This is a genomic window from Tessaracoccus terricola, from assembly GCF_054776555.1.
In genome coordinates, this window is sequence record NZ_BAAHBS010000005.1 from 798572 (window position 1) to 825009 (window position 26438).

The following is a 26438-nucleotide window of genomic DNA, read 5'->3' on the forward strand; positions in this document are numbered from 1 at the left end:
CGTGGAGACGATCGAGACCCCGGGCGGCTTCCGGGTGGAGGACCTGCCCCGCCCGATGGACTGGGTGGAGTTCCAACTGCCCGACGGCTGGGCCAGACTGCGTGACGGGGACGACGACGTGCTCGGCTACGGCCAGGGTGAACTGGTGATGCGGGTGCGTGTTCGCCACGAGCCCCGCTTCGGGATCGACGTCGAGGTGGACAACACCTCGGCCGACGACCTCCTGCTGGCCGAGTCCCCGCTACTGGTGGTCCACTCCGACGGCCCGCAACTGCCGTGGCTGGGAGGCGCCTCCGGGCAGGTGGTGCTGCCCACCCCGTCGCAGGTGGGGCTGTTCCGGCAGTGGCGCGGCAACTGCGGCCCACCCCCGGGACGCTCCGCGGCCGACGGCATCGCGATCTTCGGCGACGGCGGCTGGATCCGCGCCGGGCAGTCCCTCGGCGCCGGATGGCGCCTCGAAGTCCTCGACGAACTGCCGCCGGAACCGACGTGGCTGCCGGAGCGCCGCTTCGTCGGGGAAGGTGACGAGATCGACATCCTCGCGCCCGACGCCGCGGTGACCGCACCGGGGCTGCGTGACTCCTCCGACGGTGACGCGACGACGCTGACCGGACCGGTGGGCGTGCACGAGGTACGGTTCTCCGACGCCCGCGGCACCACCAGGTTCGACGTCGGCTGGCACCTGCAGCCGGCCGAGATCGCCGCCGAAGCCGTGGGCGCGGCCACCACCGACGACCTGGCCGCCTGGCTGCACGTGGCCGGCTCGGCACGACGGGTGGAGGACCGGACCGCGCTGGACGAACTGGACATGCTGCTGGGGGAGTCCTTCGAGGAACCGACGCTGTGGGGCGTCCTCGCCGGGCTGCGGGCGGCGGCCACCACGGAACTGCCCGTGGGAGGCGAGGCGGCCGCCGCTGCCGATGCGCTGCTGGCCGCGGACCCGGGTTCCGAACTCGCACCCATCCTGATCGCGCAGGGAGTGGTGGTCACCGTCGGGCCCGGGGCCGCCGTCGGGAGGCCCGCGATGGACTGGTGGTCCGTGCTGGCCGGGGAGGACGAAACCCTGCGCCACAAGGTGATGGAGTGGGTGGACTACGGCCTGCCGAGCTCCGTCCCGCCCGTGCACGGGGCCAGGGGAGTGGCGCTGGCCTGCCTCTGGCTGGCAACGCACGAGCAGTCTCGGGGACAGCTGGAGGTGGCACGCGCCACGGTGCGGATGTTCGCGCACCTGCTGGCGGCAAACTCCGTCGACCCGGACCCGCAAGAGGTGGCGTGGCTGCTGCTGGCCGACACCTGGCTGTTCGAGGCCTGACCTACAGCAGGTTCGACAACAACCGGCAGGCGGAGTTGCGGAACCGGCGCAGGTGGCCCCAGCCCTCGACCTCCTCCAGCGTGATCTCGCGGCACTCGGCGAGGTCGTCGGCGAAGTGCTGCTCGTGCTGGGCGGTGAGCTCGGCGTCGTAGACCCACACCATCAGTTCCTTGTGGAGCCGGAGGCTGCGCATGTCCAGGTTGAGGGTGCCGATGGAGCAGGCGACGCCGTCGACGGTCATGGACTTGGCGTGGAAGAACCCCTTCTCCCACTGGTGGATGCGGCCGCCGGCGCGCAGGAACTTCAGGAAGTAGGTCTCCGCCGCGTACCAGGGGATCTTCTTGTCCAGGTACTTGGTGGTCATCAGTTCCACCCGCACCCCGCCGGCGGCGGCGTTGACCAGCGCGTCCATGGTGGAGGTGTCGGGCACGAAGTAGGGCGACTGGATCAGGATCCGGTCCCGGGCACCCGAGATGGCCAGTTGGTGCGCGCGGGTGGTGGCGTGCCACGGGTCGTCGTGGGCGTGGTGGACGGTCTGGACCATGGTCTCGCCCACCGGCAGCGAGGGGTCCGGGTAGTACTCGTCGCGGAACAGGTCCTCCTTGAAGACCTCGTACCAGCGGATGTCGAACAGCTTCTCCAGGTCCGCCACACCGGGGCCGGTGAGGCGCAGGCCGGTGTCGCGCCAGGCGGGGAACCGTTTGCCGCCGTCGATGTACTCCTGGCCGATGTTGAAGCCGCCGGTGTGGCCGATCTCGCCGTCGACGACGGTGATCTTGCGGTGGTTGCGGTAGTTGAGGCGGGCCAGCCCCTTCATGTCGCTGCCCACCAGCGCGCCGGCGGCCTTGAGTTGGCGCATCTCCTTCTTGGAGTAGGGCATGCAGCCGAAGAAGTCGTTGAGGATGCGGACCTCGACGCCGGCCGCGAGCCGGTCCAGCAGCACCTCGGTGATGCGGGCACTGAGTTCGTCGCGCTTCCAGATGAAGTAGCCCATGTGGATGAAGCGATTCGCGGAGGCCAGGTCCGCGATCAGCATGTCGAAGTACTCGGCGCCGTCCACCGAGATCTCGCACGTCCGCACCGGCAGGGGCGGGGCCTCGGACTTGTTGGTGATGAAGGTGCTCATGCGCTCCACCCAGTCCGACGGCGGGGCGCCACGGAAGGCTGCCGTCTGCTCGGCGTGCGGCAGGTGCACGCGAGGCATGAATGCCCGTCCCAGCTCGAGCAGACGTTTTCGCACCGGCGAGCGCTGTGAGATGGCGGCCCAGTTGCGGCCGAAGAAGAAGTAGATGACCAGGCCGACGACGGGCAGCAGCACCAGGACGAGCAACCAGCCCAGGGCCGCCGTGGGGTCCCTGTCCTCGCTGATGATCAGGACGATGGCCCCGAGCCAGTACAGCACCAGGACGATGTCGAGGATCAGCCACCAGTTCACGCCAGCATCCTTGCAGATCGGTCTCGCCGCTGGGCGGGCCTCAGAACAGCGCGATCTTCTTCGCCGGCGGGAAGATCTCGTCGAGCGCGACCTCGTCCTCGGCGGTGGGCACCCATCCTGCTGCCGCAGCGTTCTGGGTGATCTGTTCGGGGCGGGTGGCGCCGGCGATCACGCTGCCCACGGACTTGCGGGAGGCGAGCCACGAGAACGCCACCTCGATCTCGCTGAGGCCGCGCTCGGCCGCGAAGGCCCCGAAGCGTCGCAACTGCTCGAAGTCGGTCTTGTCCATCAGGTACTGCCGGGCGTGGGTCAGGCGGCTGCCCTCCGGGGCGGTGCCGTCGGAGTACTTGCCGGTGAGCAGGCCGTTGGCGAGTGGGAAGTAGGGGAGCACGCCCAACCCGTAGGCCTCGGCCGCCGGGGTGACCTCCAGTTCGGCGCGACGGTCCAGCAGGTTGTAGTGGTTCTGCGCGGACACGAACCGGGCACCGCCGGCGGCCCGGGCCACGAACTCCGCCTCGGCGATCTGCCAGCCCGCACGGTTGGAGTGTCCGATGTAGCGGACCTTGCCCTGGCGGACCAGGTCATCCAGCGCGGCCAGGGTCTCCTCGATGGGAGTCAGGGGATCGGGGGTGTGGAACTGGTAGAGGTCGATGTGGTCGGTGCCCAGCCGCTGCAGCGACGCCTCCACGGCGCGCATGATGTAGCGGCGGGAGCCGCGGGCGTCGAAGTCCGGCCCGTTCAGGCCGTGCATCGGCATGCCGAACTTGGTGGCGAGCACCACGTCGTCGCGGCGGGACCCAAGGGCCTTGCCCAGCAGCACCTCGGAGAGCCCCTGTTCCTTGCCGTAGGTGTCGGCGACGTCGAACAGGGTGATCCCGGCATCGAGAGCGGCAGCCACGACGGCGTCGGTGCCGGCCTGGTCCTCCGTGGCGGTCTTGGCGCGGCCGAGGTTGTTGCACCCCAGCCCGACGGCGGAGACGGTGAGGCCGGAGTTTCCGAGACGGCGGTACTGCATGGGACACCCTTCAGTTGGCTACGCCGCTCATCGTAGTCAGTCCCTCCGTCGGGAAGGGCATGCGTCTACGCAGCGTGCTGGACGCAGGTGGCCGCCCACGGGCGGAACTCGAGGCGCGACGTCGGGATCGGTTCGCCGCACACCACGCACCGGCCGTACTCGCCCGCCTCCAGCCGGGCCTGGGCGTCGTGGACCTCGTTGAGTGTGCGCTGCAGTGACTCGGCCGTGGAGGAGTCCGCGAGTTGCTGCACGGCCTGGATGGTGCCGTCGCCGATGCGCTTGCCGAAGCCGATGGTGGCGCCCGCCTCAGGGGGACGGGTGAGTTCGGCGATGCGGGCGCGGAGCTCGTCGGCCTTGGTCTGGAGCTCCACCGCGACTTGTTCCAGGTCGATGCTGTCCATGCCGCATTGTTTCACCTCAGGGCGGGAACGGGACTCAGGCGGTGTCGTGCGATTCCTCGTGGGTGGTCACCCAGAACCGCCCCGCCACCACGAGCCCCAGCACCAGCAGGCCGGAGGTCAGCAGGAACGGCCAGCTGCGGTCAATGCCGGACAGCCAGCCGCTGATCCAGCCGAAGGGGGCGGTGACCAGCATCACGGCGGTGCGCTGGATGGCCATCACCCGGGAGCGTTCGTTGCGGTCCACGTGCAGGGCGACGAGGGACTCGGCCAGCATGAACAGGATGCTCGCGCCGAACGCGTCCAGCAGGAGGCAGACGGCCAGCAGCAGGTAGGTGGAGACGGCGGCGCCGCCGTCGGGGGAGGGGATCCCCACTAGCAGCAACTGCCCGGCAAGGTAGACGCCGAAGCCGAGCAGGGTCGGGACCTTGAGGTGTCTGGCGTGGGTGAGCCTGGGGATGATCGTGAAGAAGAACAGCACAGACAGCAACGAGCGCACCATCGGGAAGAACGGCAGCAGCGCATCGGGCACGCCAAGGCGCTGGTTGATCACGATCTGCCAGAACGTGCCGTTGACCAGCGTGACTGCACCGACGATGGCGGCGATCACGAGGGAGAAGATGGTGCCCTTGGACCGCACGATCAGGCCGAGCACGCTGCGGTACTGCCACAGCGACTTCCAGATGCTGATGCCGCGGGTCTGCTCCATCCGGATGCGGCCGGTGGCGGTCTCCGTGGTGTAGCGGTACAGCAGCCAGATCTTGACCGACATGATGAAGAACGCGTTGAGGTAAAGGATCCGAACCGCGGACTCCAGGCCCAGGTTCGCGACGAGCAGGGCGGCGATGGGGGCGAACAGTGCGGAGAACTCCGCGGCCACCTTGATCAGCGAGTACACCTTGGGGATCTCGGCGCGGTCCACGTCCTCCACCAGGAGGCAGTCCCAAGAGTTCTGGGTGACCTGCCAGGCGCCGTTGATCAGCGACGCCACCAGGAACCACCAGAAGTTCTGCGCGAACGCCCACACCAGGCACGGGATGACCCACGCGATGATGTCGAACACGGCCGTTGTGCGGCGGCGGCCGAGCTTGTCGGTGATCACGCCGCTGAGCAGGCCGAAGACCACCTGCGAGAGCATCGAGATGGTGGCGAGCAGACCGATCTGCGCGTCGTGGACGCCCAGGGCCAGCATGAACACCGAGGCGTAGGGGAGCACCAGCATCATCGACAGGCCCCACATGGGCTCCGTGTAGACGGAGGCGCGGCCGTTGCCACGCAGGCCCAGGAGGGTGACGATCATCGGGTTGCGGGCGCGGTGCACCGCAACAGTCAACCCCCGCCCGCTGGGTTTGTCCAACCCCGGGGCAATCCGGCTGGGACGGTTGTCAGCGCACAACCGGGCGGTGTCGTCGGGGATTCTGGTACGGCTCCCCAGTCGGTGCTCCGGCATGGAAGAATCCGGGTCAAATCCGCACTGCGCCGAAGGAGTCGCCCATGTCAGTCCTAGCCCCGCTCGTTTCCGCCCTCGCCGACGGATCCGTGGAGGTCATCGACCTCACCACCCCGCTCGGCCCGGACACCGTGATCCTGGAACTGCCCACCCCGTTCGCCAACACCCGCGGCCTCAGCAGTGAGCAGGTCTCCAAGTTCGACGACGCGGGCCCGGCCTGGGCGTGGAACGACATCACCCTGGGGGAGCACGCCGGCACGCATCTGGACGCCCCCACGCACTGGATCACCGGACGCGACGGCCTGTCCGTGGACAAGATTCCGCCCGCGCGGCTGGTGGGGCCGATCGTCGTGATCGACAAGACGGCGGAGGTGGCACAGGACCCGGACCACAACCTCACCCCGGCGGACTTCGAGGCGTGGGTGGCCGCCAACGGCGAGTTCCCCGAGGGTACCTGGCTGCTGGTGCGCACCGGCTGGTCCGCCCGTTCCGGCAGCAAGGAGGAGTTCCTCAACGCCGACGAGGCCGGTCCCCACACGCCGGGCATCACCGCCGACGGCGCCAGGTGGCTGGCCGAGAACCCGCGGATCGTCGGCTACGGCGTCGAGACCGTCGGCATCGACTCCGGGCAGGCCGGTGGCTTCGAGCCGCCCTTCCCTGCCCACAACTTCCTGCTGGGCGCCGACACCTACGGCATCACGTCGCTGCGCAACCTGGACCGGTTGCCGGCCACCGGCGCCACCATCGTGGTGGCGCCGCTGCCGATCGTCGACGGCACGGGCTCGCCCACCCGCGTGTTCGCGCTCGTCGAGCGATGAGCGTCGCCGAGGCCGTGGCCGCGACGCTGGCGCGGCTCGGCGTCGGTCACGTCTTCGGGGTGGTGGGCTCCGGGAACTTCGCGCTGGTGCGCGTACTGCGGGAGTGCGGGGTGCCCTACACCGCCGCCCGGCACGAGGGCGGTGCCGCCACCATGGCCGATGCGTACTCGCGCACGGCCGGGAAGCTGGCCGTGGTCACCACCCACCAGGGCTGCGGCTTCACCAATGCCCTCACGGGTGTGGCGGAGGCGGCGAAGTCCCGGACGCCGCTGCTGGTGCTGACCGCCGACGCGCCACCGTCGGCGCGGTTCAACAACTTCCGGATGGACCAGGACGCCGCGGCGAAGGCTGTGGGGGCCGTCGCCGAGCGGGTGTACTCGCCGGCCACTGCCGTTGCCGACACCGAACGTGCCTGGCGCGTGGCCGTGCACGAGCGCCGGACCGTGGTGCTGAGCGTTCCCATCGACCTGCTCGGTGAGCCGGCAGAGGCCGCCGGTGGGGGAGCCGAGGGGGATGGCGACCACCGCAGCGATCCGCGGGCCGTGCGTCCCACTGCGGCCTCCGCAGCAGCGCTGGCCGAACTCCTGGCGGGTGCCGAGCGTCCGGTGTTCATCGCAGGCCGGGGAGCGCGCGAGGCAGGTGCGCAGGTCGCACGGCTCGCGGAGCGCTGCGGCGCGCTGCTGGCCACCAGCGCCGTGGTCAAGGGGATGTTCCGCGGCTCGCCCGACGGTGCGGAACCACCGCACGGCGGGGCCGACCTCGGCATCTCAGGCGGCTTCTCCACCCCGGTGGCGGCGGAACTGATCGCAGCGGCGGACGTGGTCGTCGGCTTCGGCTGCGCCCTGAACAACTGGACCACCAGGCACGGACGGCTGCTGTCCCCGGGCGTCCGGCTGGCGCAGGTGGACGTCGACCCCACGGCGATCGGTGCGCACCGTCCGGTGGGCCTGGCTGTGGTGGGGGACTGTGCGCTGACGGCCGACGACGTCGCCGCCCTGCTACCGGAGCAGCGCATCGGCTACCGCACCCCCGAGGTGCTGGAACGAATCCGGAACGAGGGGCGGTGGCGCGACGTCGCCTTCGAGCCGCTCTCCGAGCCCGGCCGGATCGACCCCCGGAGCGTGACGATCGCCCTCGACGACGCCCTCCCAGCCGAGCGGGTGGTGGCCGTCGACAGCGGCAACTTCATGGGATACCCCAGCCAGTTCCTCGACGTGCCCGACGTGGCCGGCTTCTGCTTCACCCAGGCGTTCCAGTCCATCGGGCTGGGGCTGGCCACCGCCATCGGCGCCGCCGTCGCAAGGCCGGACCGGATCCCCGTGCTGGGCACCGGCGACGGCGGATTCCACATGGCCCTGGCCGAACTGGAGTCCGCCGTCCGGCTGCGGCTGCCGCTGGTGGTGCTGGTGTACAACGACGCCAGCTACTCCGCAGAGGTGCACCACTTCGGCGAGGCCGATCCGTCGGTGATCTTCCCCGACACGGACCTGGCCACCGTCGCGCGGGGCTTCGGCGCCGACGGTGTCAGCGTGCGGGGAGCCGAGGACCTGCCGGCGATGGCCGCTGCCGTGCGCGAATGCGTGGAGCGGCCACGCCCTGACGCCCGGCCGTTGGTGATCGACGCCAAGATCGCCTCCGACGGCGGCAGTTGGTGGCTGGCGGAAGCGTTCCGCTGAGAATCATCTGGTCGGGGCGACAGGACTCGAACCTGCGGTCTCCTGCTCCCAAAGCAGGCGCGCTAGCCACTACGCTACGCCCCGTTCACCCGCGAACGGGCTCTGGCGAGTCTACTGCACCGGGGCCCGCCGGGGCCAAACGGTGAGGGTCAGCGGCGGGCCTTGTCCTTGTCGACGCCCAGGACGCCTCCCACGAGCGCGGACACGATGCTGATGATGATGGCGCCGATGACGGCGGACCAGAAGCCGTCGACGGCGAATCCGATGCCCAGGTTGCCGGCCAGCCACGACACCAGCATCAACATCAGCGCGTTGATCACCAGCAGGAACAGGCCGAGGGTGAGGATGATGAGGCAGAACCCGACCACCTGCGCGAACGGCTTCACCACCGCGTTGACGACGCCGATGATGGCCGCCACCACGAGGAGGGTGAACACCATGTCCATCCGGTCCGTGGCGGTGACCGAGATGCCGGGTACCAGCCACACCGCGACGGCGGTTCCGACGGCGGCCGCGATCAGCTTCAGGATCAGGTTCATGCCCCAAGTCTAGGTAGGTGAACGCTGGCGCGGCGGTCGTCGTCGCAGGATGGGGGAAGGTTCAGGGTGCCCCCGGGGTCGGTGGAGCGGACGGCACCGGAGACGGAGCTGTCCGCTCTGACCATCCGGTGCCCGCTCCTCCCGCCCGGGCCGCAGGACTTGTTGCCACAAGTTGCACAATTGTCTCCTCGGATGGTCGAAGATTGGTGCCATGGCCGAAGAAGAACCCAAACCCGTGACGATCTACGACGTCGCGAAGGCCGCGGGTGTCTCGGCGTCGACGGTCTCGCGCACCTTCGCCCGGCCCGGCCGGGTGAGCTTCTCCACGGCCCAGAAGATCAAGCAGGTGGCACTCGAACTCGGTTACAGGGCAGTGGAGCTGCGGGTCAGCGTCCCGGAAGGGTCCCGGCGCCACGGCACCATCGCCCTGGTGGTGGCCGACATCACCAACCCCGTCAACTTCGACATGATCCGGGGCGCCGAGGAGGAGGCCGCCCGGCACAACTACACGATGCTGCTGGCCCACACCCGCGAGTCCGCCATCGTGGAGCGCGAGGCTCTCGAGCGCGTGCTGGACAGCGTCGACGGGATCCTGCTCAGTAGTTCGCGGATGTCGGACTCCGGCATCCGGGCCATGGCCAAGCAGAAGCCGACATTGGTGATCAACCGGGGCGTCACCGGTGTTGCCAGCGTCGTCACGGACAACGCCCGCGGCATGCGACGGGCGATAGAGCACATCGGGGAACTCGGGCACCATGACATCGCCTACCTGAGCGGCCCCGAGGCGTCCTGGGCCCACGGCATGCGCTGGCGGGCACTGAAGGAGGGTGCCCACGAACTGGGGCTGAACATCACCCTCGTGGAGAGCCCGGCCCCCACCAGGGAGGGCGGCGAGGCGATCGCCGAGACAGTGCTCACCACGGGCGCGACGGCCGTCGTCGGCTACAACGACCTCCTGGCCCTCGGGTTCATGGGCCGGGCTCGGGAACTGGGCCGCGACGTCCCGGGAGACATCAGCGTCGTCGGCTTCGACAACTCGGTGTTCGCCAGTCTCACCACACCGGGCCTGACAAGCGTCGCAGCCCCCATGCACGCCATCGGGGCCACCGGCGTGCGCAACCTGCTGGGCATGGCCGGCAACACCATGGCCGACCCATTCCGGCCCGTCGTCCTGCCCACCAGACTCGTGGTCCGGAACTCGACCGCACCGCCCCCCGGCAATTGAGGCAACCGACGGCAACTCATTGCCACCGGCCACCCGCTACGAAGAACATGACAACATGCCTTCCAACATCTCGAACCATCCCGACCGGCTCCTCCCCGCAGATCCCGGTGTGCGCGAGATCGCCCGTCGCCTCCACGCCGAGGTGGAGAACCTGCCGATCATCTCCCCGCACGGGCACGTGGATGCCGCCATCATCGCCGATGACGTCGCCTTCCCGGACCCCACCGCACTGCTGATCAGCCCCGACCACTACGTCACCCGCGTCATGCACTCCGCAGGGGTGAAGCTGGACCAGCTCCGGGTGGGCGGCACCGAGGGTGCCACACCGCGCGAGGCCTGGCGCACCTTCTGCAAGCACTGGCCCCTCTACGACGGGACTGCCTCCGGCTACTGGCTGCGCCAGGAGTTCGCCACCGTCTTCGGAGTCGATGACCTGGACATCCGCGAGGAGACCGCCGACGAGGTCTACGACGCCATCCAGGCGCGCATCAACGAGCCCGGTTTCCGCCCCCGCGCGCTCATGGACCAGTTCGGCATCGAGGTGCTGGCCACCACCGACGACCCGCTGGCGGACCTCGCCCCGCACGACCGGCTCGCTGCCGACGAGTCGTTCTCGCCGCGCGTGCTGCCCACCTTCCGGCCCGACGCCTACACCAAGTTCTGGGCCGACGACTTCGCCGGCAACGTCGACCGTCTGGTCCAGGCCGCCGGCGACGGCAAGTCCGGCTACGACGGCTACATCACGGCGATGGCGAACCGCCGTCGCTACTTCGTCGAGCACGGAGCAGTCTCATCGGACCACGGCACCGAGACCGCCGACACCCTGAAGCTCAGCCGCGACGAGGCCGCCGCCCTGTTCGACAAGGGCGTCGCCGGCACCGCCAGCCGTGCCGAGGCCCTCGCCTTCGAGGCGCACATGATGTACGCCCAGGCGGCCATGGCCGTCGAGGACGGGCTCGTGATGACCATGCACGCCGGCGTCCACCGCAACACCCACCCCGAGAGCCTCGCCCGCTTCGGGCCGGACACGGGCCACGACATCCCGCACGCCGTGGACTTCGCCACGGGCCTGCAGCCGCTGCTGGCGGACTTCGGCACCGCCGAGGGCTTCCACTTCATCCCGTTCACCATCGACGAGACCGTCTACTCCCGCGAGCTCGCGCCGCTGGCCGGATTCTTCCCGTCGGTCTACATCGGTGCGCCCTGGTGGTTCCTCGACGCCCCCGACGCGATGACGCGATTCCGCGCGGCCGTCACGGAGACCGCCGGCTTCTCGCGCTCGTCCGGCTTCATCGACGACACCCGCGCGTTCTGTTCCATCCCGGCCCGCCACGACGCCAGCCGCCGCATCGAGGCAGGCTTCCTGGCCCGCCTCGTCGCCGAGCACCGGGTGACCGAGGAACGTGCCGCAGAGATCATCGTCGACCTCGTCGACGCTTCACCGAGGAGGGCATTCAAGCTGTGACGAAACCACTCAACGCCACCACCCATGACGCCGGCCAGCGCCCGCCGGCCCGGATCGTCCACCTCGGGCTCGGTGCGTTCCACCGCGCCCACCAGGCCTGGTACACCCAGCGCGCCGGCGACGGCTGGGGCATCGCGGCCTTCACGGGCCGCAGCCCCGAGGCGGCCGAACTGCTGTCCGCCCAGGACGGCCTCTACACCCTGGTGGAGCGCGGCCCCGACGGCGACAAGCACGAGGTGATCTCATCCGTGGTCTCCGCCCACGACGGTGCGGACCTCGCCGCCCTCGCCTCGCTGGTGGCGCAGGCCGAGGTTGCAGTTGTCACCCTCACCGTCACCGAGGCCGGCTACAAGCTGCGCCCCGGCAACGCCGAACTCGACACCGACGACCCGCAGGTGGCCGCGGACATCGAGGCGCTGCGCAGCCACTACGCCAAGGACTTCACCGTCAGCCAGGGCCTCGGTGGCAAGGTCAAGAGCGCCACCGCCCGCCTCGTGGTGGGCCTGGCCGCCCGCCGCGCGGCCGACGGCTGGCCCATCGCCGTCGTCTCCTGTGACAACCTGCCCGGCAACGGGGCAGCGGCCAAGGCCTCCGTGCTGGGCTTCGCCTCCGCGGTGGACCCGCTGCTGGCCCGCTGGATCTCGGACAACGTGTCCTTCGTGGACAGCTCCATCGACCGGATCACGCCCCGCACCACGGACGAGGACAAGCAGGCCGTCGCCGAGGCCACCGGCTATGACGACGCCTCGCCCGTGATCACCGAACCGTTCGCCTCCTGGGTGTTGGCCGGTGACTTCCCCGGCGGCCGACCCGCCTGGGAGAACGCCGGCGCGGTCTTCGTCGAGGACCTGGAGGCCTTCGAGCGGCGCAAGCTGTGGCTGCTCAACGGCGCGCACTCGCTGATGGCCTACGCGGGTGTCCTGCGCGGCCACGGCACCGTGGCCGCCGCCCTGGCCGACGAGAAGGTCTCCGGCTGGGTGGAGGACTTCTGGGACGCCGCCGCCAACCACCTGACCGACCCTGAACTGGACATCCCGGGCTACCGGGCAGCGCTGCGGGACCGCTTCAACAACCCTCGCATCGCGCACTACCTGACGCAGATCGGGATGGACGGTTCCCTGAAGCTGGCGGCCCGCGCGGTGCCGGTGCTCCTCGCCGAGCGCGAGGCCGGGCGCGACGGCGCCGCCGCCCTGCGACCCATCGCGGCCTGGATGGACCGGGTCACCGAGCAGGTCAGCGCGGGGGAGCACGTCAAGGACCCCGCCGGGCCGCGGATCGCGATCGCCGCCGGGGCCGACGACCAGACCCCCGCTCTGCTGGCCATCATCGACGAACACCTGGCGACCGAGCCCGAAACCGTGGCGGCCCTCAAGGCGCTGCGCGGCACCTTCAAGAACTGAACAGCCCACACCACTCCAGGCGCACCGCGCCGCTACCGGTAAGGATGCACACATGAAGATCACCAAGGCCGAAGTGTTCGTGACGAGCCCGTCGCGCAACTTCGTGACTCTGCGAGTCGAGACCGACGAGGGTCTCGTCGGCATCGGCGACGCCACCCTCAACGGTCGCGAGCTCGCCGTCGCGGCCTACCTCAAGGAGCACGTGGCCCAGCTGCTCATCGGCAAGGACCCGGCCAACATCGAGGACACCTGGCAGTTCCTGTACCGCTCGTCGTACTGGCGTCGCGGCCCGGTCACCATGGCCGCCATCGCCGCCGTCGACATGGCGCTGTGGGACATCAAGGGCAAGGCCGCCGGCATGCCCGTCTACCAGCTCCTCGGCGGCGCCTCCCGCAGGGGCCTGCGCGCCTACGGCCACGCGTCCGGCACCGACATCGAGTCGCTGTTCGACTCCATCCGCATGCACCTCGAGCAGGGATACAAGTCCGTGCGTGTCCAGACCGCGGTCCCCGGCATCAAGGCCGTCTACGGCGTCGCCGCCCAGGCCCAGGCCTCCGGCGAGCGCTACGACTACGAGCCTGCCGGCCGCGGCGCCTTCCCCACCGAGGAGGACTGGGACACCCGCGCCTACCTGCGCCACCTGCCCACCGTCTTCGAGGCGGTCCGCAACGAGTTCGGCCCCGAGCTGCCGCTGCTGCACGACGGCCACCACCGCATGACCCCCAACCAGGCCGCGAAGCTGGGCAAGGCACTCGAGCCCTACGACCTGTTCTGGCTGGAGGACTGCACCCCGGCCGAGAACCAGGAGGGCCTGCGCCTGGTCCGCCAGCACACCACGACGCCGCTGGCCATCGGTGAGATCTTCAACACCATCTGGGACTTCCAACTGCTGATCAAGGAACAGCTCATCGACTACGTGCGTGCCGCCTCCACCCACTTCGGTGGCATCTCGCCGCTGAAGAAGGTCATGGCCTTCGCCGAGCAGTACCAGATCAAGTCCGGCTTCCACGGCCCCACCGACATCTCGCCGATCGGCTTCGCCGCGCAACTGCACGTCGGCCTGTCCATCCACAACTACGGCATCCAGGAGTACATGCAGCACTCCGATGCCACCAACCAGGTCTTCGAGCAGCAGATGACCTTCACCGACGGCTACCTGCACCCGGGCGACGCCCCCGGACTGGGCGTCGAGTTCAACGTCGAAGCCGCCAACGCGTTCCCGTACCAGCAGGCCTACCTGCCGTACAACCGCCTTGTCGACGGAACGGTCCACGACTGGTGACCAGAGCACAGGATGCGGGCTCCGCGGCGCAGGCCGCGGGGTTCCGCGTCGTCGTCATGGGTGTCTCCGGCAGCGGCAAGACGACGGTGGGGGAACTGATCGCAGATGACCTCGGCGGCGACTTCGTCGACGGTGACGCACTGCACCCGCCCGCGAACATCGAGAAGATGAGCCAGGGCATCCCGCTGGACGACGACGACCGCCTCCCCTGGCTGGAGGAAATCGGGTCCCGGCTGCAGACCGCGCGCGACGAGGGCCGCACCCTCGTGCTGGGCTGCTCCGCGCTCAAGCGCAGCTACCGCGACATCATCCGCGCCGGGGCACCGGACGCAGTGTTCGTGCACCTGCACGGCAGCCGGGACCTGCTGTGGGACCGGATGCAGGTCCGCCCCGGGCACTTCATGCCCGCCAGCCTGCTGGACTCGCAGCTGGCGACGCTGGAGATGCTCGACACGGACGAGACCGGACGCGTGTTCGACGTCTCCGACTCCCCGGAGGAGCTGGCCTCCGTCGCCACCGCCTGGTTGCGCTGCAACGGCCACTGACACCGCCCTCAGGGGACCAGTACCTGCCAAACCAGTTGCCCTGGGGTGCGAGCTTGCGAGCCTCGAAGGGCGCAGTCAGATGCCCTTCGAGGCTCGCTGCCGCTCGCACCCCAGGACGACCGGGGTCAGGCGCCCCAGCTGGACTGCTGGCCGCCGACGCGCTCCTCGGCGATCTTGCCCAGGTAGCCGGACTCCGCGAAGGCGCGCATCGGGTCGGCCGGGAGGCCACGGGAGGTACGCCACTCGGCCAGCGCCGGCCGGACGTCGGTGTAGAAGGCATCCATCAGGATCCCGTTCGCGCCCAGCACGTCACCGGCCTCCTGCGCCATGCGCAGGGCCTCGCGGTCCACGAGCAGTGCCCGGGCGGTCATCTCCTGGACGTTCAGGACGGATCGGATCTGGCCGGGAACCTTGTCCTCGACGTTGTGGCACTGGTCCAGCATGAACGCGACGGGGGAGTCCTCGTCCAGTCCGCCCCCGACGACCACCTCGAACAGGATGCGGAACAGCTGGAACGGGTCCGCGGCGCCGACGATGAGGTCGTCGTCGGCGTAGAAGCGCGAGTTGAAGTCGAACGAGCCGAGCCTCCCGAGCCGCAGCAACTGCGCGACGATGAACTCGATGTTGGTGCCGGGGGCGTGGTGGCCGGTGTCCAGGCAGACCATCGCCTTCTCACCGAGCGCGGCCACCTGCACGTAGGAGGTACCCCAGTCGGGGACGTCGGTGTGGTAGAACGCCGGCTCGAAGAACTTGTACTCCAGCACCATCCGCTGGTCCGCCCCGAGCTGGGCGTAGATCTCCGAGAGCGACTCGTGCAGCCAGTCCTGGCGGGCACGGATGCTGACCTGGCCCGGGTAGTTGCTGCCGTCGGCGAGCCAGATCTTGAGGTCCCGGGAACCGGTGGCGCCCATGATCTCGATGCACTCGAGGTGGTGGTCCACGGCCTTGCGGCGGATTGCCGGGTCCGAGTGGGTGAGTGAGCCGAACTTGTAGATGTCGTCCTGGAACGTGTTGGAGTTGATGGTTCCAAGTCCCACCCCGAGGACCTCGGCGAAGCGGCGCAGCGCGGCGTAGTCGTCCACCTTGTCCCAGGGGATGTGGAGCGCGACGTCGGGAGCCAGCCCGGTGTGCTTGTGCACCTGTGCGGCGTCGGCGAGCTTCTCCTGGACCGTGCGCGGCGTGCCCGGCGTGCCGAACACCTTGAACCGGGTGCCCGAGTTGCCGTAGGCCCAGCTCGGCACCTCGATGCGCTGCCGGGCGAGGACGTCCAGGATCTCCTGGGGGATGGTCATGGTGTTCAGTTCTCCTTCTGGCCGGAGGCGGCCGCTAGCTGGGTTTCGAGGTTGAAGACCTCCTCGATCGGCTGGAAGCCGACGTCGGGAGTGGAATCGAGTCCGACGAATAAGTCGCTCATCTCCGCCTGCCAGCGGGCGTTGACCTCGGTGGCGGCCATGGCGGCCTGGGCCGCGTCGAGGTCGTCGCTCTCGACATAGGCGATCAGGAGCCCGTCGGGCCGCAGGAACAACGAGTAGTTGTGCCACCCGGACGCGGCGAGGGCCTGCAGCATCTCCGGCCACACTGCTGCGTGGCGACGTTTGTACTCGTCGATGCGTGCGGGGTCCACCTGCGCGTGCATGCAGTAGCGGCGACGTTGGGACATGTGCCCTCCACAGTGAGGATGAAACGATTCAGTGCATTGATCGTTCCACACCGGTGCGTGCGAAGTCAATGCCCGGTGGCTCCGGGGGAGGCGGGGTGTCGGATCGCTCCCCGCGTCACGCGGCGACCGTCCCCGGTCGTGTGGACGCTACCCGAGGCCCAGTCGCTACCGCCATGGAGGTAGCGGCTGGGGTGCCGGGTGGCGTCCGGTGTCGCGGGTAGCGTCTGGGGTCGGGGTCGCGGCTCCGTGCATCAAAGGGCGCCGAATTCGGGCACGGTTTCGCGAGTTCACAGCGTGAAACGATTCACGCTATGGGAGGATTGCTCAGACGTGTCAGAGGGCCGCGACGAGCGGCGGTGTGGAGGTGTTCGGTGGTTCGTGAGGGCGGAGCTGGGATCAAGGACGTCGCCCGGGAGGCCGGCGTCTCCGTGGGGACCGTGTCCAACGTGCTGAACAAGCCGAACACGGTCTCCGAGGCCAAGCGGCGGCGCGTGCTGGATGCCATAGCCGAGCTCGGCTACGTCCCCAACAACGCCGCGCGACAGCTCAAGGCGGGCGTCAGCCGCGCCGTCGGCCTGGTGGTGGTGGACACCTCCAACCCGTTCTACGGCAGCATCGCGCTCGCCGCGGAGGAGGCGGCCGAGGAGCAGGGCCTCGGCCTGTTCGTCGCCAACAGCCACCGCCGCGTCAGCAAGGAGCAGTACTACCTGTCCCAGTTCGAGCAGCAGCGCGCCCGCGGCATCCTGGTCACCCCCGGTGCGGCCGACCTGACGCAGCACCGCGCCGTCGCCGCACGCGGGACCCGCGTGGTGCTCGTGGACTCGGTCGAGCCGGAGGCAGACTTCTGCACCGTCTCGGCCGACGACTTCCACGGCGGCCAGCTGGCGATGCAGCACCTCCTCGAGCTCGGCCGCAAGCGCATCACCATCCTCGGCGGCCCGGACCACTACCGCCAGATCGGGCGCCGACGCGCGGGTGCACTCAGTGCCGCGGAGGGCGCGGGCGTCGAGGTCAACTACCTGGAGCCCGAGGAGATGAGCATCCTCGCCGGCCGGGCGCTGGGGGAGCAGGTGCTCGCCGGTCCCGACCGCCCCGACGCCATCTTCGCCATGAACGACCTCCTGGCCACCGGCGTCCTGCAGTCGCTGGTGATGGGCCGCAGCCTCGAGGTCCCCACCGACATCGCCCTGATCGGCTACGACGACATCGACTTCTGCCAGAGTGCCGTGGTGCCCATCACCTCGGTGCGCCAGCCCGCGGAGGAGCTGGGTCGGGAGGCGCTCCAGCTGCTGGAGGCCGAGATCCTCGACGGCGACGCCCACGGGCACCGCGACGTCGTGCACCAGCCCGAACTGGTGGTGCGGGCCTCGACGGTGGGACGCGCTGCGGCCTGACGTGCGCCTCGGCCGGTGGTGCGGGCTCTGCGCCTGGGCTCGCCGCCTCCTGCGCTCAGGGTGGTGACTCTGCTGGTGAAGCATCCGAATCACCACACCGGACCCACCCCCACGGCTGACGATCCCCAATGCACTGCGCTATGATGCGTGAAACGTTTCATGAAAGGTGCTGTCGATGACGACGCTTGCTGCGGTTGACCTCGGGGCCTCGAGCGGCCGGGTGATCACCGGCACCCTCACCCGCGGGCGGTTCGAGCTGCGGGAGGCCGCCCGGTTCCCCAACGGTCCCGTCGAGGTCCCCACCCGGCGCGGGCCGCGACGGCACTGGGACGTGCTGCGGCTGTGGGAGTCGGTCACCGCCGGGCTGCGGGCGGCCAGCCACGACGTCGGTCCCCTGGAGAGCGTCGGGATCGACACCTGGGCCGTCGACTACGGCCTGCTCGACGCCGACGGCGAGCTCATCGGCAACCCGGCCAGCTACCGCTGCGACAGGACCCTCGGCGCGCCCGAGGCCTTCTTCGCCGAACTGCCCAACGAACGGCTCTACGGCCTCACCGGGCTGCAGGTGCAGCCCTTCAACACCGTCTTCCAACTGGTGGCGGAGTCCCGGGAGCGGCTGGCCCGCGCGCAGGACCTCCTGTTGGTGCCGGACCTGCTCGCTTGCTGGCTGACCGGGCGCCGCGTGGCCGAGGTCACCAACGCCTCCACCACCGGCATCCTCGACCCCCGCACCCGGCGCTGGCGCCCCGAGGTGCTCCAGGTGCTGGCGCAGCGCTTCGACCGTGACGTCTCGCCCCTGCTGGCCGACCTCGTCGAGCCCGGCCACGTGGTGGGACCCGTCAACGCCGGTGGGCTCGGCCTCACCACCGCGGCCGGTGAGCCCACCCCGCTGGTGGCCGTCGGCACCCACGACACCGCCTCCGCCGTCGTGGCCATCCCGGCACAGCGCGAGGACTTCGCCTACATCTCGTGCGGCACCTGGTCCCTGGTGGGGCTGGAGCTGGACGAGCCGGTGCTCAGCGACGAGGCCCGTGCGGCCAACCTCACCAACGAACTGGGGGTCGACGGCACGGTCCGCTTCCTGAAGAACGTGATGGGGCTGTGGGTGTTCAACGAGTCCGTGCGGACGTGGCGCGAGCAGCGGATCGAGGTGGACGTGCCGGGGCTGGTGGCGCAGGCGGCCGCGGTGCCCGCGCTGCGGACCGTCATCGACGTCGACGACGCCGCGTTCTTCCCGCCGGGTGACATGCCATCGCGGATCGCGGAGGCCGCGCGGCGCACCGGCCAGCCGTTGCCCGAGACGCCGGCGGAGTTCGCGCGCTGCATCTTCGACTCCCTGGCCATTGCCTACGCCCGGGCCATCCGACGCTCGGCCGAGATCAGCGGACGTGACGTCGGGGTGGTGCACATCGTGGGCGGTGGGGTGCGCAACGAGTTGCTGTGCCAACTGACCGCCGACGCCACCGGACTGCCCGTGGTTGCCGGCCCCGACGAGGGGACCGCGCTTGGCAACCTGGTGGTCCAGGCCCGAGCCGTCGGACTGCTAGAGGGTGGGCTGGGTGAACTCCGCGACGTCGTGCGCGCCTCGTCGCAGACCCGCACCTACCTCCCCTCGGGCGGTGCCGAACAGTGGGAGCGGGCAGCGCACCGGATGGGCTGATCAGCCCTCGGCAGCCACCGACTGGCGGTAGGCCTCGGCCTCCCAGTTCTCGATGAAGTGGCGCTCGCGCTGGTCCAGCACGCGCACCTCGCCCAACCGGTCGGCGTCCCGCGCGACGCGCAGCGCGTCGAGGAAGGTGTCCAAGGCGTTGCGGGCAGCCTTCTCGGTGGCGCCGACGGCGAACGCCGCCTGGCCGGGGACCACGGCGGAGACCGGGGCGCGCCCCTTCTCCGACGCGAAGCGCTCGACCGCCGCCGCGACCCCGTCGGCCTCGTCGGGCAGGTGTGCGGGCAGGGACCCGGCGTAGACGATCTGGTCCGGGATCAGTGGTCCGTGGCAGACGGGACCGCTGCCAAGTACGGCGTTGGCGCGGACGAACTCGTCGGCTGCCGAGGCCACGGCGGCGGAGCCGGTGGCCGTGCGGAATGCCTCGGCGACGGCGTCGACGTCCACCGTCAGCGCTGCCGGCCGGCCCTCCGCTGCAGGGGCGGCGTCGATCGCGTCCCGGATGGTGCGGGTGAGGTGCTCGATCCGGGCGGCCACCTCGTCGTAGGAGTTCCCTGCGACGATGATGCCGTGGTTGCCGAGCAGGGTGATGCCGGGTGCCGGCCGGCCGGTGCGCTCCTCGTACTCCTTGCGGGCGTTGTCGATGCCGCGGGCCAGGGGAACGCCCGGGTCGATGTAGTCCACCCACACGGCCTCGTCGCCCAGCAGTCGGGCAGCCAGTCGGGGCCCCTTCTCGTTGCACGTGAGGGCGTTGGCCGCCAGCGGGTGCAGGTGCAGGACGAGGGGCTCGGGCATCAGGGCGTGGAACAGGATCTCCACACTGGGGCGCCGGCCGTCGGGGTCGCCGACCCTGGCTGCCGTCGCGGCCGCCATCACCGGGTCGCCCTCGACCAGTTCGTCCGAGGCGAGCGCCGCCAGGAGCACGTCGATGCGCAGGGGGACGAGGTCCTCGTCCCGCAGCGTGGCGAGAGTGGTGCCCGAGGGCTTGATGTGCAGGATGCCGTCGTGCTTGACCGAGGCGTTGCCGCCGCCGGCGCGGGCGTACTCCACCTGGGAACCGAAGTGGTTCGAGAGGCGGACCAACTGTTCGTGAAGGGAGGCGGCGTCGTCCATCGGGTCTCCATCGTCCATGGCGTGAATCGTTTCATGGGCAAGATACCACTGCTGCTCGGGGGAACACGAGGGCCCCGGCGCAACAGCCGGGGCCCTCGTGGAACTGGAGCGGATGACGGGAATCGAACCCGCGTGGCTAGTTTGGAAGACTAGGGCTCTACCATTGAGCTACATCCGCAGAACCGTCCGCCATTCTATATGTATGTGGCGGCCGGGGACCAATCGCCGCGCTGCAGCGGCGGTCCGCCGTGATCGGCGCGATTGTTGTCCGAGGGGGCCGCGTCGCTAGGATTGGGCGGAACCACCAACTCACCAGGAGACAACTTTCGTGCCCAGCACCCTAGAGCAGCTCAGCCCCACCCGGGTGAAGCTCACCGTAGAGATCCCGTTCGCAGACCTCAAGCCCCACCTGGACAAGGCTTACAAGGAGATCGCCGAACAGGTCAGCATCCCGGGCTTCCGCAAGGGCAAGGTGCCGGCTGCGGTCATCGACCAGCGCTTCGGCCGTGGTGTCGTCCTGCAGGAGGCCATCAACGAGGCCCTCCCGGATGCCTACCAGGCGGCCGTGGTCGAGTCCAACATCAAGCCCATGGGCCAGCCCGACGTGGACGTCACCAAGCTCGAGGACAACGAGCTGATCGAGTTCACCGCAGAGGTGGACGTGCGTCCCGAGTTCGAGCTCCCGGAACTTTCGGCGATCGAGGCCACCGTCGAGAAGGTCGAATCCGGTGACGACGCCGTCGACGAGCGCATCGAGCTGCTGCGCCAGCGCTTCGCCACCAACACCGTCGTGGAGCGCGCCGCCAAGGACGGCGACGTGCTGTCCATCAGCCTGGTCGCCTCCCAGAACGGCGAGCCGCTGGCCGACGCCACCGCCGACGACGTCACCTACAAGATCGGTGACGGCAACGGCATGCTCGAGGGTCTCGACGAGGCCGTCACCGGCCTGAGTGCCGGCGAGTCCAAGACCTTCACCTCCACCCTCGTGGGCGGCGCCTTCCGCGGCCAGGAGGCCGAGATCGAGGTCACCGTCAGCAAGGTGCAGGAGCAGGAGCTGCCCGAGGTGGACGACGAGTTCGCCCAGCTGGTCTCCGAGTTCGACACCGTTGCCGAGATGCGCGAGGACCTGGCCAAGGCCGTCGCCCAGCAGGGTGAGGCCGAGCAGCTCGCCGACGCGCGTGACAAGGTCCTCGAGGCCATCATCGCCAAGACCGAGTTCGAGGTTCCCGAGCAGCTCCTGAAGGCCGAGCTCGAGGCCCGTCGCCAGCAGATCGAGCGCCAGCTCGCCAACGGCGGCCTGAGCGTCGAGGACTACCTGGAGACCGCCGAGGAGGAGGACGCCGAGACCCCGGAGGAGTTCTGGGCCGCCATCGACGAGCGTTCCGAGCAGGCCGTCCGCGCGCAGATCGTGCTGGACAAGTACGCCGACGACAACTCGCTCGACGTCTCCCAGCAGGAGCTCACCGAGCTGATCTTCCGCAAGGCGCAGGAGAACCGCACCACGCCGCAGGACGAGATCAACCACATGATGGAGCACAACCACATGGGCGACTGGATGCAGGAGATCCGTCGCGGCAAGGCGCTCGCCGCCATGTGCCTGGCTGCCACCGTCAAGGACTCCGAGGGCAACACCATCGAGTTCCCCGAGCCCGCCTCCGAGGAGGTGGACCAGCTCCAGCAGATCGTTGAGCAGGCCGAGAAGTCCGCCGCTGACGTCGCGGGCGACTCCGTCGTCGCGGCCGACGAGGCCGACGCGCCCGCCGCCGAGGAAGCTGCCGTCGAGGAGGCCCCGGCCGAGGAGGCCAAGCCCGCCAAGAAGAAGGCCGCCCCCAAGAAGAAGGCTGCCGCGAAGAAGGACGACGAGAAGGCTGACGAGGACAAGTAGGACCTCCCTCACCAGTACTGACGACGCCGCCGGGACACTCCCGGCGGCGTCGTCGCATCTCCGGGTCCGATCAGGGGGATGCGCGGGGCCCCGAAGGCCCGCCCAGCCCTAGACTTGCCGTGCCCGGACCGCGCCGGGCGCTTCAGTGTGGAGGATCGAATGACGCAGGAATCCCGGGAACGCCAGCCGGTCGTCGACGAAGAACAGACCACCGACGCCGCCACGCAGGACGTCGGTGCTGGGGAGCGGCGCCCTCCGACATCGAGGCTGTCCCAGTTCGCGATGGTGGCCCTCGTGCTCGCCGCAGTGGCGTTGTCGTTGATGCTGTTGCGCGAGTACAGCGGCATCATCGCCCCACTGTTCCTGGGCGTGAACCTGCTGGTGACCGCCTACCCCATCTACACGTGGCTGACCAAGCACCGGGTGCCGCGCTGGATCGGCGCGATCGCCACCGGTCTGACGGTGCTGCTCGTGCTGCTCGCGGCGGTGGGCATGATCGTGTGGTCCGTCACGTCGATGGTGCGCAAGCTCAGCGACTACTCTGCGGAGTTCCAGCAGATGTACGAGGAGAGCATCGCCTTCCTGGCACAGTTCGGCTTCGACCAGGCCGCGCTGCTCGAGCAGCTGCGCAGCATCAGCCCGGCCAGCATCCTCAACGTGGTCGGCAACATCGCCTCCGCCGGCTCCGGGGCCACCGGGATGATCGTCGTGGTGGTGATCGTGATGGTGTTCATGGTGATGGACCTGCCGTCGATGAGCACCCGGTTCGGGATCACCGACCGGCTCCACCCCACCTTCACCGACAGCCTCGAGTCGTTCGCCCTCGGCATCCGTCGCTACTGGCTGGTCACCACCGTGTTCGGCCTCATCGTCGCGATCCTCGACGGCGTGGTGCTGGTGGTCCTGGGCATCCCGCTCCCGCTGGTGTGGGTGATGCTGAGCTTCATCACCAACTACATCCCCAACGTCGGGTTCGTCATCGGGCTGGTGCCGCCGGCGCTCCTGGCCCTGTTCGAGAAGGGGCCCATCACCGCCCTGATCGTGGTGGTGGCCTACTGCGTGCTGAACTTCGTGATCCAGTCGATCATCCAGCCCAAGTACACGGGGGAGTCGGTGGGCATCACTCCCACGGTGTCCTTCCTCTCGTTGCTGCTGTGGACCGCCGTGTTCGGTGCCCTGGGGGCGCTGATCGCCCTGCCGTTCACGCTGATGATCAAGGCGATGCTGATCGACAACGACCCGCGGCTGCGTTGGGTCAACGCCCTGATCGCCGCCAACCCGAAGGACGTCCTGCCGGAGGAGGACCCGCCGGAGCGGGAGTCCGAGCCCGCCGCGGAGCCCGCGGCGTCGCCCGTCACCGGGGATTCCTGAGCGTGGCCCGGGGTTCATCGGTGCGCGAACAGCGTGGGGATCGCTTCGGTTGTCGGAACTACCCGGTAAGTTTGTGACGTGACCGAGAAGCGAAGCAACGAAGTGACGATGGCTGGCCCCGGCGGGTCCCCATTCGGCCTGAACGACAATGTCTACTCCTCCCTGTTGGCGAACCGGATCATCTTCCTCGGCTCCGAGGTACGTGACGAGAACGCGAACGCGATCTGCGCGCAGATGCTGCTGCTGAACGCGGAGGATCCCAACAAGGACATCTACCTCTACATCAACTCTCCCGGCGGCTCCGTCGACTCCGGCATGGCGATCTTCGACACCATGCAGTGGATCAGCAACGACGTGGCCACCGTGGCGATGGGCCTCGCGGCCTCCATGGGGCAGTTCCTGCTCTCCGCGGGCACCCCCGGGAAGCGGTTCGCGCTCCCGCACAGCCGCATCATGATGCACCAGCCCTCCGGCGGTCTCGGCGGCACCGCGTCGGACATCCGGATCCAGGCCGAGCAGTCCCTGCACATCAAGAAGACCATGGCCGGGCTCATCGCCCAGCACACCGGACAAACTGTCGAGCAGATCGAGGCCGACTCGGACCGGGACCGCTGGTTCACGGCCCTGCAGGCGCAGGAGTACGGCTTCATCGACCACGTCTACGAGCGTGCGTCCCAGATCAACTCGGAGGCTCCGAACCAGTGAACAACAACATGCCCCTGATGCCCGGCGGCCTGGCCCCGGCCGGTCCCTCCATGGACTACTACATCCCGCAGTGGGAGGAGCGCACCAGCTACGGCGTGCGTCGTGTGGATCCCTACACGAAGCTCTTCGAGGACCGCATCATCTTCCTCGGCTCGCCCATCTCCGACGACATCGCGAACGCCGTCATGGCGCAGCTGCTGTGCCTGCAGTCGATGGACGCCGAGCGCCAGATCTCCATCTACATCAACTCGCCCGGTGGCTCGTTCACCGCGCTGACGGCGATCTACGACACGATGCGCTACATCAAGCCGGACATCCAGACCGTCTGCCTGGGCCAGGCGGCCTCCGCCGCGGCCCTGCTGCTCGCGGCAGGCACCCCCGGCAAGCGCCTCGCGCTGCCCAACTCGCGGATCCTGATCCACCAGCCCGCCACCGAGGGCGGTTACGGCCAGTCCTCGGACCTGGAGATCCAGGCGCGTGAGATCATGCGCATTCGGGAACTGATGGAGAACATGCTGGCCACGGACACGGGCCAGCCGCTGGACAAGATCAGCAAGGACATCGAGCGCGACAAGTACCTGACCGCCCAGGAAGCGGTCGAGTACGGGATCGTCGACGACATCCTGACCTCGCTCAAGGACGTCGAGTCCTAATCGTTATCCGGGATCGGCTGGCGCGCCGTCGGTTCGCGCGTCAGCTGGCCCGGTGACGGGTAGGGTTTGCGGCACCACAACTTTTACGTAGGTATCCGAAGTCTCATCGGGGAGGTGAGGGCATGGCACGCATCGGGGAGTCCAGCGAGCTCTTCAAGTGCAACTTCTGCGGCAAGAGCCAGAAGCAGGTCAAGAAGCTGATCGCAGGGCCCGGCGTCTACATCTGTGACGAGTGCATCGGCCTGTGCAACGAGATCATCGAGGAGGAGTTCCCCGAGACCGAGGACCACGGCATCGCCGAGGAGCTGCCCAAGCCCCGCGAGATCCATGACTTCCTGGACACCTACGTCATCGGTCAGGACTCGGCCAAGAAGGCCCTCTCCGTGGCCGTCTACAACCACTACAAGCGGATCCAGTCGGACGCCCTGGTCCCCGCCCGCCACGGCGGTGACAGCGAGCCGGTGGAGGTGGGCAAGTCCAACATCCTCCTCATCGGCCCCACCGGCTGTGGCAAGACCTACCTCGCGCAGACGCTCGCCAAGATGCTGAACGTGCCGTTCGCCATGGCTGACGCCACCGCGCTGACGGAGGCCGGCTACGTCGGCGAGGACGTCGAGAACATCCTCCTGAAGCTCATCCAGGCCGCGGACTTCGACATCAAGAAGGCCGAGACCGGAATCATCTACATCGACGAGATCGACAAGGTGGCCCGAAAGAGCGAGAACCCGTCGATAACCCGTGACGTCTCCGGCGAGGGCGTGCAGCAGGCACTGCTGAAGATCCTCGAGGGCACCGTCGCGTCCGTCCCGCCGCAGGGCGGGCGCAAGCACCCGCACCAGGACTTCCTCCAGATCGACACCACCAAGGTGCTGTTCATCGTCGGTGGCGCCTTCGCCGGCCTCGAGGACATCATCGACTCGCGCATCGGCAAGCGCCCGCTGGGATTCAACATCTCCACGGAGAAGCAGGTCGTCAGCGCGGACCCGATGGCGATGGTGCGTCCCGAGGACCTCCACAAGTTCGGCCTGATCCCCGAGTTCATCGGCCGGTTGCCGATGATCTCCAGCGTCTCGCCGCTGGACAAGGAGGCGCTCGTTCGCATCCTCGTCGAGCCCCGCAACGCACTCACCAAGCAGTTCGCACGGCTCTTCGAACTCGACGGCGTCCGCCTGGACTTCACCGACGAGGCCATCGAGGCCATCGCCGAACTCGCCCTCGAGCGCGGCACCGGCGCCCGTGGTCTCCGGGCCATCCTCGAGGAACTGCTCCTCGACGTGATGTTCGACGTCCCCTCCGACGAGGACATCGCACAGGTCGTCATCAACGGCGACGCAGTCTCCGGCGAGGGTGCCCCGGAACTCATTCCGCGGGCCAAGCTGGCACGTCGCAGGGACCTGTCCGCCTGAGATATTTCGGGCTCGAATCGCTTGT

The 26438-nt window shown here is 69.1% G+C and carries 23 protein-coding genes and 2 tRNA genes; 15 read left to right on the forward strand and 10 right to left on the reverse strand.

Annotated features, from left to right (window positions below; translation table 11 throughout):
* The first annotated feature begins 1 nt into the window (after nt 1).
* Nucleotides 2-1312, forward strand: a complete 1311-nt coding sequence (locus tag ACYU7G_RS13620; RefSeq protein ID WP_461108709.1) for a hypothetical protein — start codon at nt 2-4, stop codon at nt 1310-1312.
* A gap of 1 nt (nt 1313) precedes the next feature.
* Here ACYU7G_RS13620 and cls read toward each other — a convergent pair whose 3' ends face one another.
* The 4 genes from cls to ACYU7G_RS13640 all read right to left on the reverse strand — a co-directional run bounded on the left by cls (nt 1314) and on the right by ACYU7G_RS13640 (nt 5481).
* The gene (gene cls / locus ACYU7G_RS13625) at nt 1314-2747 is read right to left on the reverse strand and encodes a cardiolipin synthase (protein ID WP_461108711.1); all 1434 of its coding nucleotides are present in this window, start codon (nt 2745-2747) and stop codon (nt 1314-1316) included.
* 40 nt (nt 2748-2787) lie between these two features.
* Nucleotides 2788-3762, reverse strand: coding sequence for an aldo/keto reductase (locus tag ACYU7G_RS13630; protein WP_461108713.1), 975 nt, complete (start codon nt 3760-3762; stop codon nt 2788-2790).
* A 65-nt stretch (nt 3763-3827) separates the two neighbouring features.
* The gene (locus ACYU7G_RS13635; RefSeq protein ID WP_461108715.1) at nt 3828-4163 is read right to left on the reverse strand and encodes a TraR/DksA family transcriptional regulator; all 336 of its coding nucleotides are present in this window, start codon (nt 4161-4163) and stop codon (nt 3828-3830) included.
* A 34-nt stretch (nt 4164-4197) separates the two neighbouring features.
* Nucleotides 4198-5481 carry an MFS transporter gene (locus ACYU7G_RS13640; RefSeq protein ID WP_461108717.1) on the reverse strand — a complete coding sequence of 428 codons (1284 nt, stop codon included), beginning with the start codon at nt 5479-5481 and terminating at the stop codon, nt 4198-4200.
* Between the two features lie 173 nt (nt 5482-5654).
* Between ACYU7G_RS13640 and ACYU7G_RS13645 the strand changes: the two genes are divergently transcribed.
* Nucleotides 5655-6428 carry a cyclase family protein gene (locus ACYU7G_RS13645; protein ID WP_461108719.1) on the forward strand — a complete coding sequence of 258 codons (774 nt, stop codon included), beginning with the start codon at nt 5655-5657 and terminating at the stop codon, nt 6426-6428.
* A complete protein-coding gene (locus ACYU7G_RS13650; RefSeq protein ID WP_461108721.1) occupies nt 6425-8104 on the forward strand; it encodes a thiamine pyrophosphate-binding protein in 1680 nt (559 codons plus the stop codon). Before ACYU7G_RS13645 ends, ACYU7G_RS13650 begins: the two co-directional genes overlap by 4 nt.
* An 8-nt stretch (nt 8105-8112) precedes the next feature.
* Here ACYU7G_RS13650 and ACYU7G_RS13655 read toward each other — a convergent pair.
* Nucleotides 8113-8188 (reverse strand) — tRNA-Pro (locus ACYU7G_RS13655).
* A gap of 65 nt (nt 8189-8253) precedes the next feature.
* Nucleotides 8254-8643, reverse strand: a complete 390-nt coding sequence (locus ACYU7G_RS13660; protein WP_461108723.1) for a phage holin family protein — start codon at nt 8641-8643, stop codon at nt 8254-8256.
* Between the two features lie 211 nt (nt 8644-8854).
* Here ACYU7G_RS13660 and ACYU7G_RS13665 point away from each other — a divergent pair, with 211 nt between their 5' ends.
* From ACYU7G_RS13665 to ACYU7G_RS13685, 5 genes are read left to right on the forward strand one after another with little or no spacing between them, the layout of a single operon-like run.
* The gene (locus tag ACYU7G_RS13665) at nt 8855-9868 is read left to right on the forward strand and encodes a LacI family DNA-binding transcriptional regulator (RefSeq protein ID WP_461108725.1); all 1014 of its coding nucleotides are present in this window, start codon (nt 8855-8857) and stop codon (nt 9866-9868) included.
* Between the two features lie 55 nt (nt 9869-9923).
* Entirely contained in the window at nt 9924-11333 is a 1410-nt protein-coding gene (gene uxaC / locus ACYU7G_RS13670; protein ID WP_461108727.1) for a glucuronate isomerase, read from the forward strand.
* Nucleotides 11330-12733: a mannitol dehydrogenase family protein gene (locus tag ACYU7G_RS13675; RefSeq protein ID WP_461108729.1), complete on the forward strand. Its 1404-nt coding sequence runs from the start codon at nt 11330-11332 to the stop codon at nt 12731-12733. Before uxaC ends, ACYU7G_RS13675 begins: the two co-directional genes overlap by 4 nt.
* Nucleotides 12734-12785: 52 nt before the next feature.
* Nucleotides 12786-14015, forward strand: coding sequence for a D-mannonate dehydratase ManD (gene manD, locus ACYU7G_RS13680; protein WP_461108731.1), 1230 nt, complete (start codon nt 12786-12788; stop codon nt 14013-14015).
* Nucleotides 14012-14560, forward strand: coding sequence for a gluconokinase (locus tag ACYU7G_RS13685; protein WP_461108733.1), 549 nt, complete (start codon nt 14012-14014; stop codon nt 14558-14560). Before manD ends, ACYU7G_RS13685 begins: the two co-directional genes overlap by 4 nt.
* A gap of 125 nt (nt 14561-14685) precedes the next feature.
* Here ACYU7G_RS13685 and rhaI read toward each other — a convergent pair whose 3' ends face one another.
* Together rhaI and ACYU7G_RS13695 are read right to left on the reverse strand one after the other, a co-directional pair.
* Nucleotides 14686-15852: an L-rhamnose isomerase gene (gene rhaI / locus ACYU7G_RS13690; protein ID WP_461108735.1), complete on the reverse strand. Its 1167-nt coding sequence runs from the start codon at nt 15850-15852 to the stop codon at nt 14686-14688.
* Between the two features lie 5 nt (nt 15853-15857).
* Complete coding sequence (locus ACYU7G_RS13695) at nt 15858-16220, reverse strand: L-rhamnose mutarotase (RefSeq protein WP_461108737.1); 363 nt, start codon at nt 16218-16220, stop codon at nt 15858-15860.
* Between the two features lie 371 nt (nt 16221-16591).
* Between ACYU7G_RS13695 and ACYU7G_RS13700 the strand changes: the two genes are divergently transcribed.
* On the forward strand, nt 16592-17614 hold the full coding sequence (locus ACYU7G_RS13700) for a LacI family DNA-binding transcriptional regulator (protein ID WP_461108739.1): 1023 nt from the start codon (nt 16592-16594) through the stop codon (nt 17612-17614).
* A 175-nt stretch (nt 17615-17789) separates the two neighbouring features.
* A complete protein-coding gene (locus ACYU7G_RS13705) occupies nt 17790-19274 on the forward strand; it encodes a rhamnulokinase (protein WP_461108741.1) in 1485 nt (494 codons plus the stop codon).
* Here ACYU7G_RS13705 and ACYU7G_RS13710 read toward each other — a convergent pair whose 3' ends face one another.
* Entirely contained in the window at nt 19275-20411 is a 1137-nt protein-coding gene (locus ACYU7G_RS13710; RefSeq protein ID WP_461108743.1) for a class II aldolase/adducin family protein, read from the reverse strand.
* 86 nt (nt 20412-20497) lie between these two features.
* Nucleotides 20498-20571: transfer RNA gene (locus ACYU7G_RS13715), tRNA-Gly, on the reverse strand.
* A 150-nt stretch (nt 20572-20721) separates the two neighbouring features.
* Between ACYU7G_RS13715 and tig the strand changes: the two genes are divergently transcribed.
* The 5 genes from tig (at nt 20722) to clpX (ending at nt 26413) form a co-directional block, all read left to right on the forward strand.
* Nucleotides 20722-22278, forward strand: coding sequence for a trigger factor (gene tig / locus ACYU7G_RS13720; protein WP_461108745.1), 1557 nt, complete (start codon nt 20722-20724; stop codon nt 22276-22278).
* A gap of 159 nt (nt 22279-22437) precedes the next feature.
* Nucleotides 22438-23649: an AI-2E family transporter gene (locus ACYU7G_RS13725; protein WP_461108747.1), complete on the forward strand. Its 1212-nt coding sequence runs from the start codon at nt 22438-22440 to the stop codon at nt 23647-23649.
* Between the two features lie 108 nt (nt 23650-23757).
* Nucleotides 23758-24354 (forward strand): ATP-dependent Clp protease proteolytic subunit, encoded by a 597-nt coding sequence (locus tag ACYU7G_RS13730; protein WP_461109597.1) that lies wholly within the window; start codon nt 23758-23760, stop codon nt 24352-24354.
* 8 nt (nt 24355-24362) lie between these two features.
* The gene (locus ACYU7G_RS13735) at nt 24363-25007 is read left to right on the forward strand and encodes an ATP-dependent Clp protease proteolytic subunit (protein WP_461109598.1); all 645 of its coding nucleotides are present in this window, start codon (nt 24363-24365) and stop codon (nt 25005-25007) included.
* Nucleotides 25008-25129: 122 nt separating this feature from the next.
* Entirely contained in the window at nt 25130-26413 is a 1284-nt protein-coding gene (clpX, locus tag ACYU7G_RS13740) for an ATP-dependent Clp protease ATP-binding subunit ClpX (protein WP_461108749.1), read from the forward strand.
* The last annotated feature ends 25 nt before the right edge of the window (nt 26414-26438 follow it).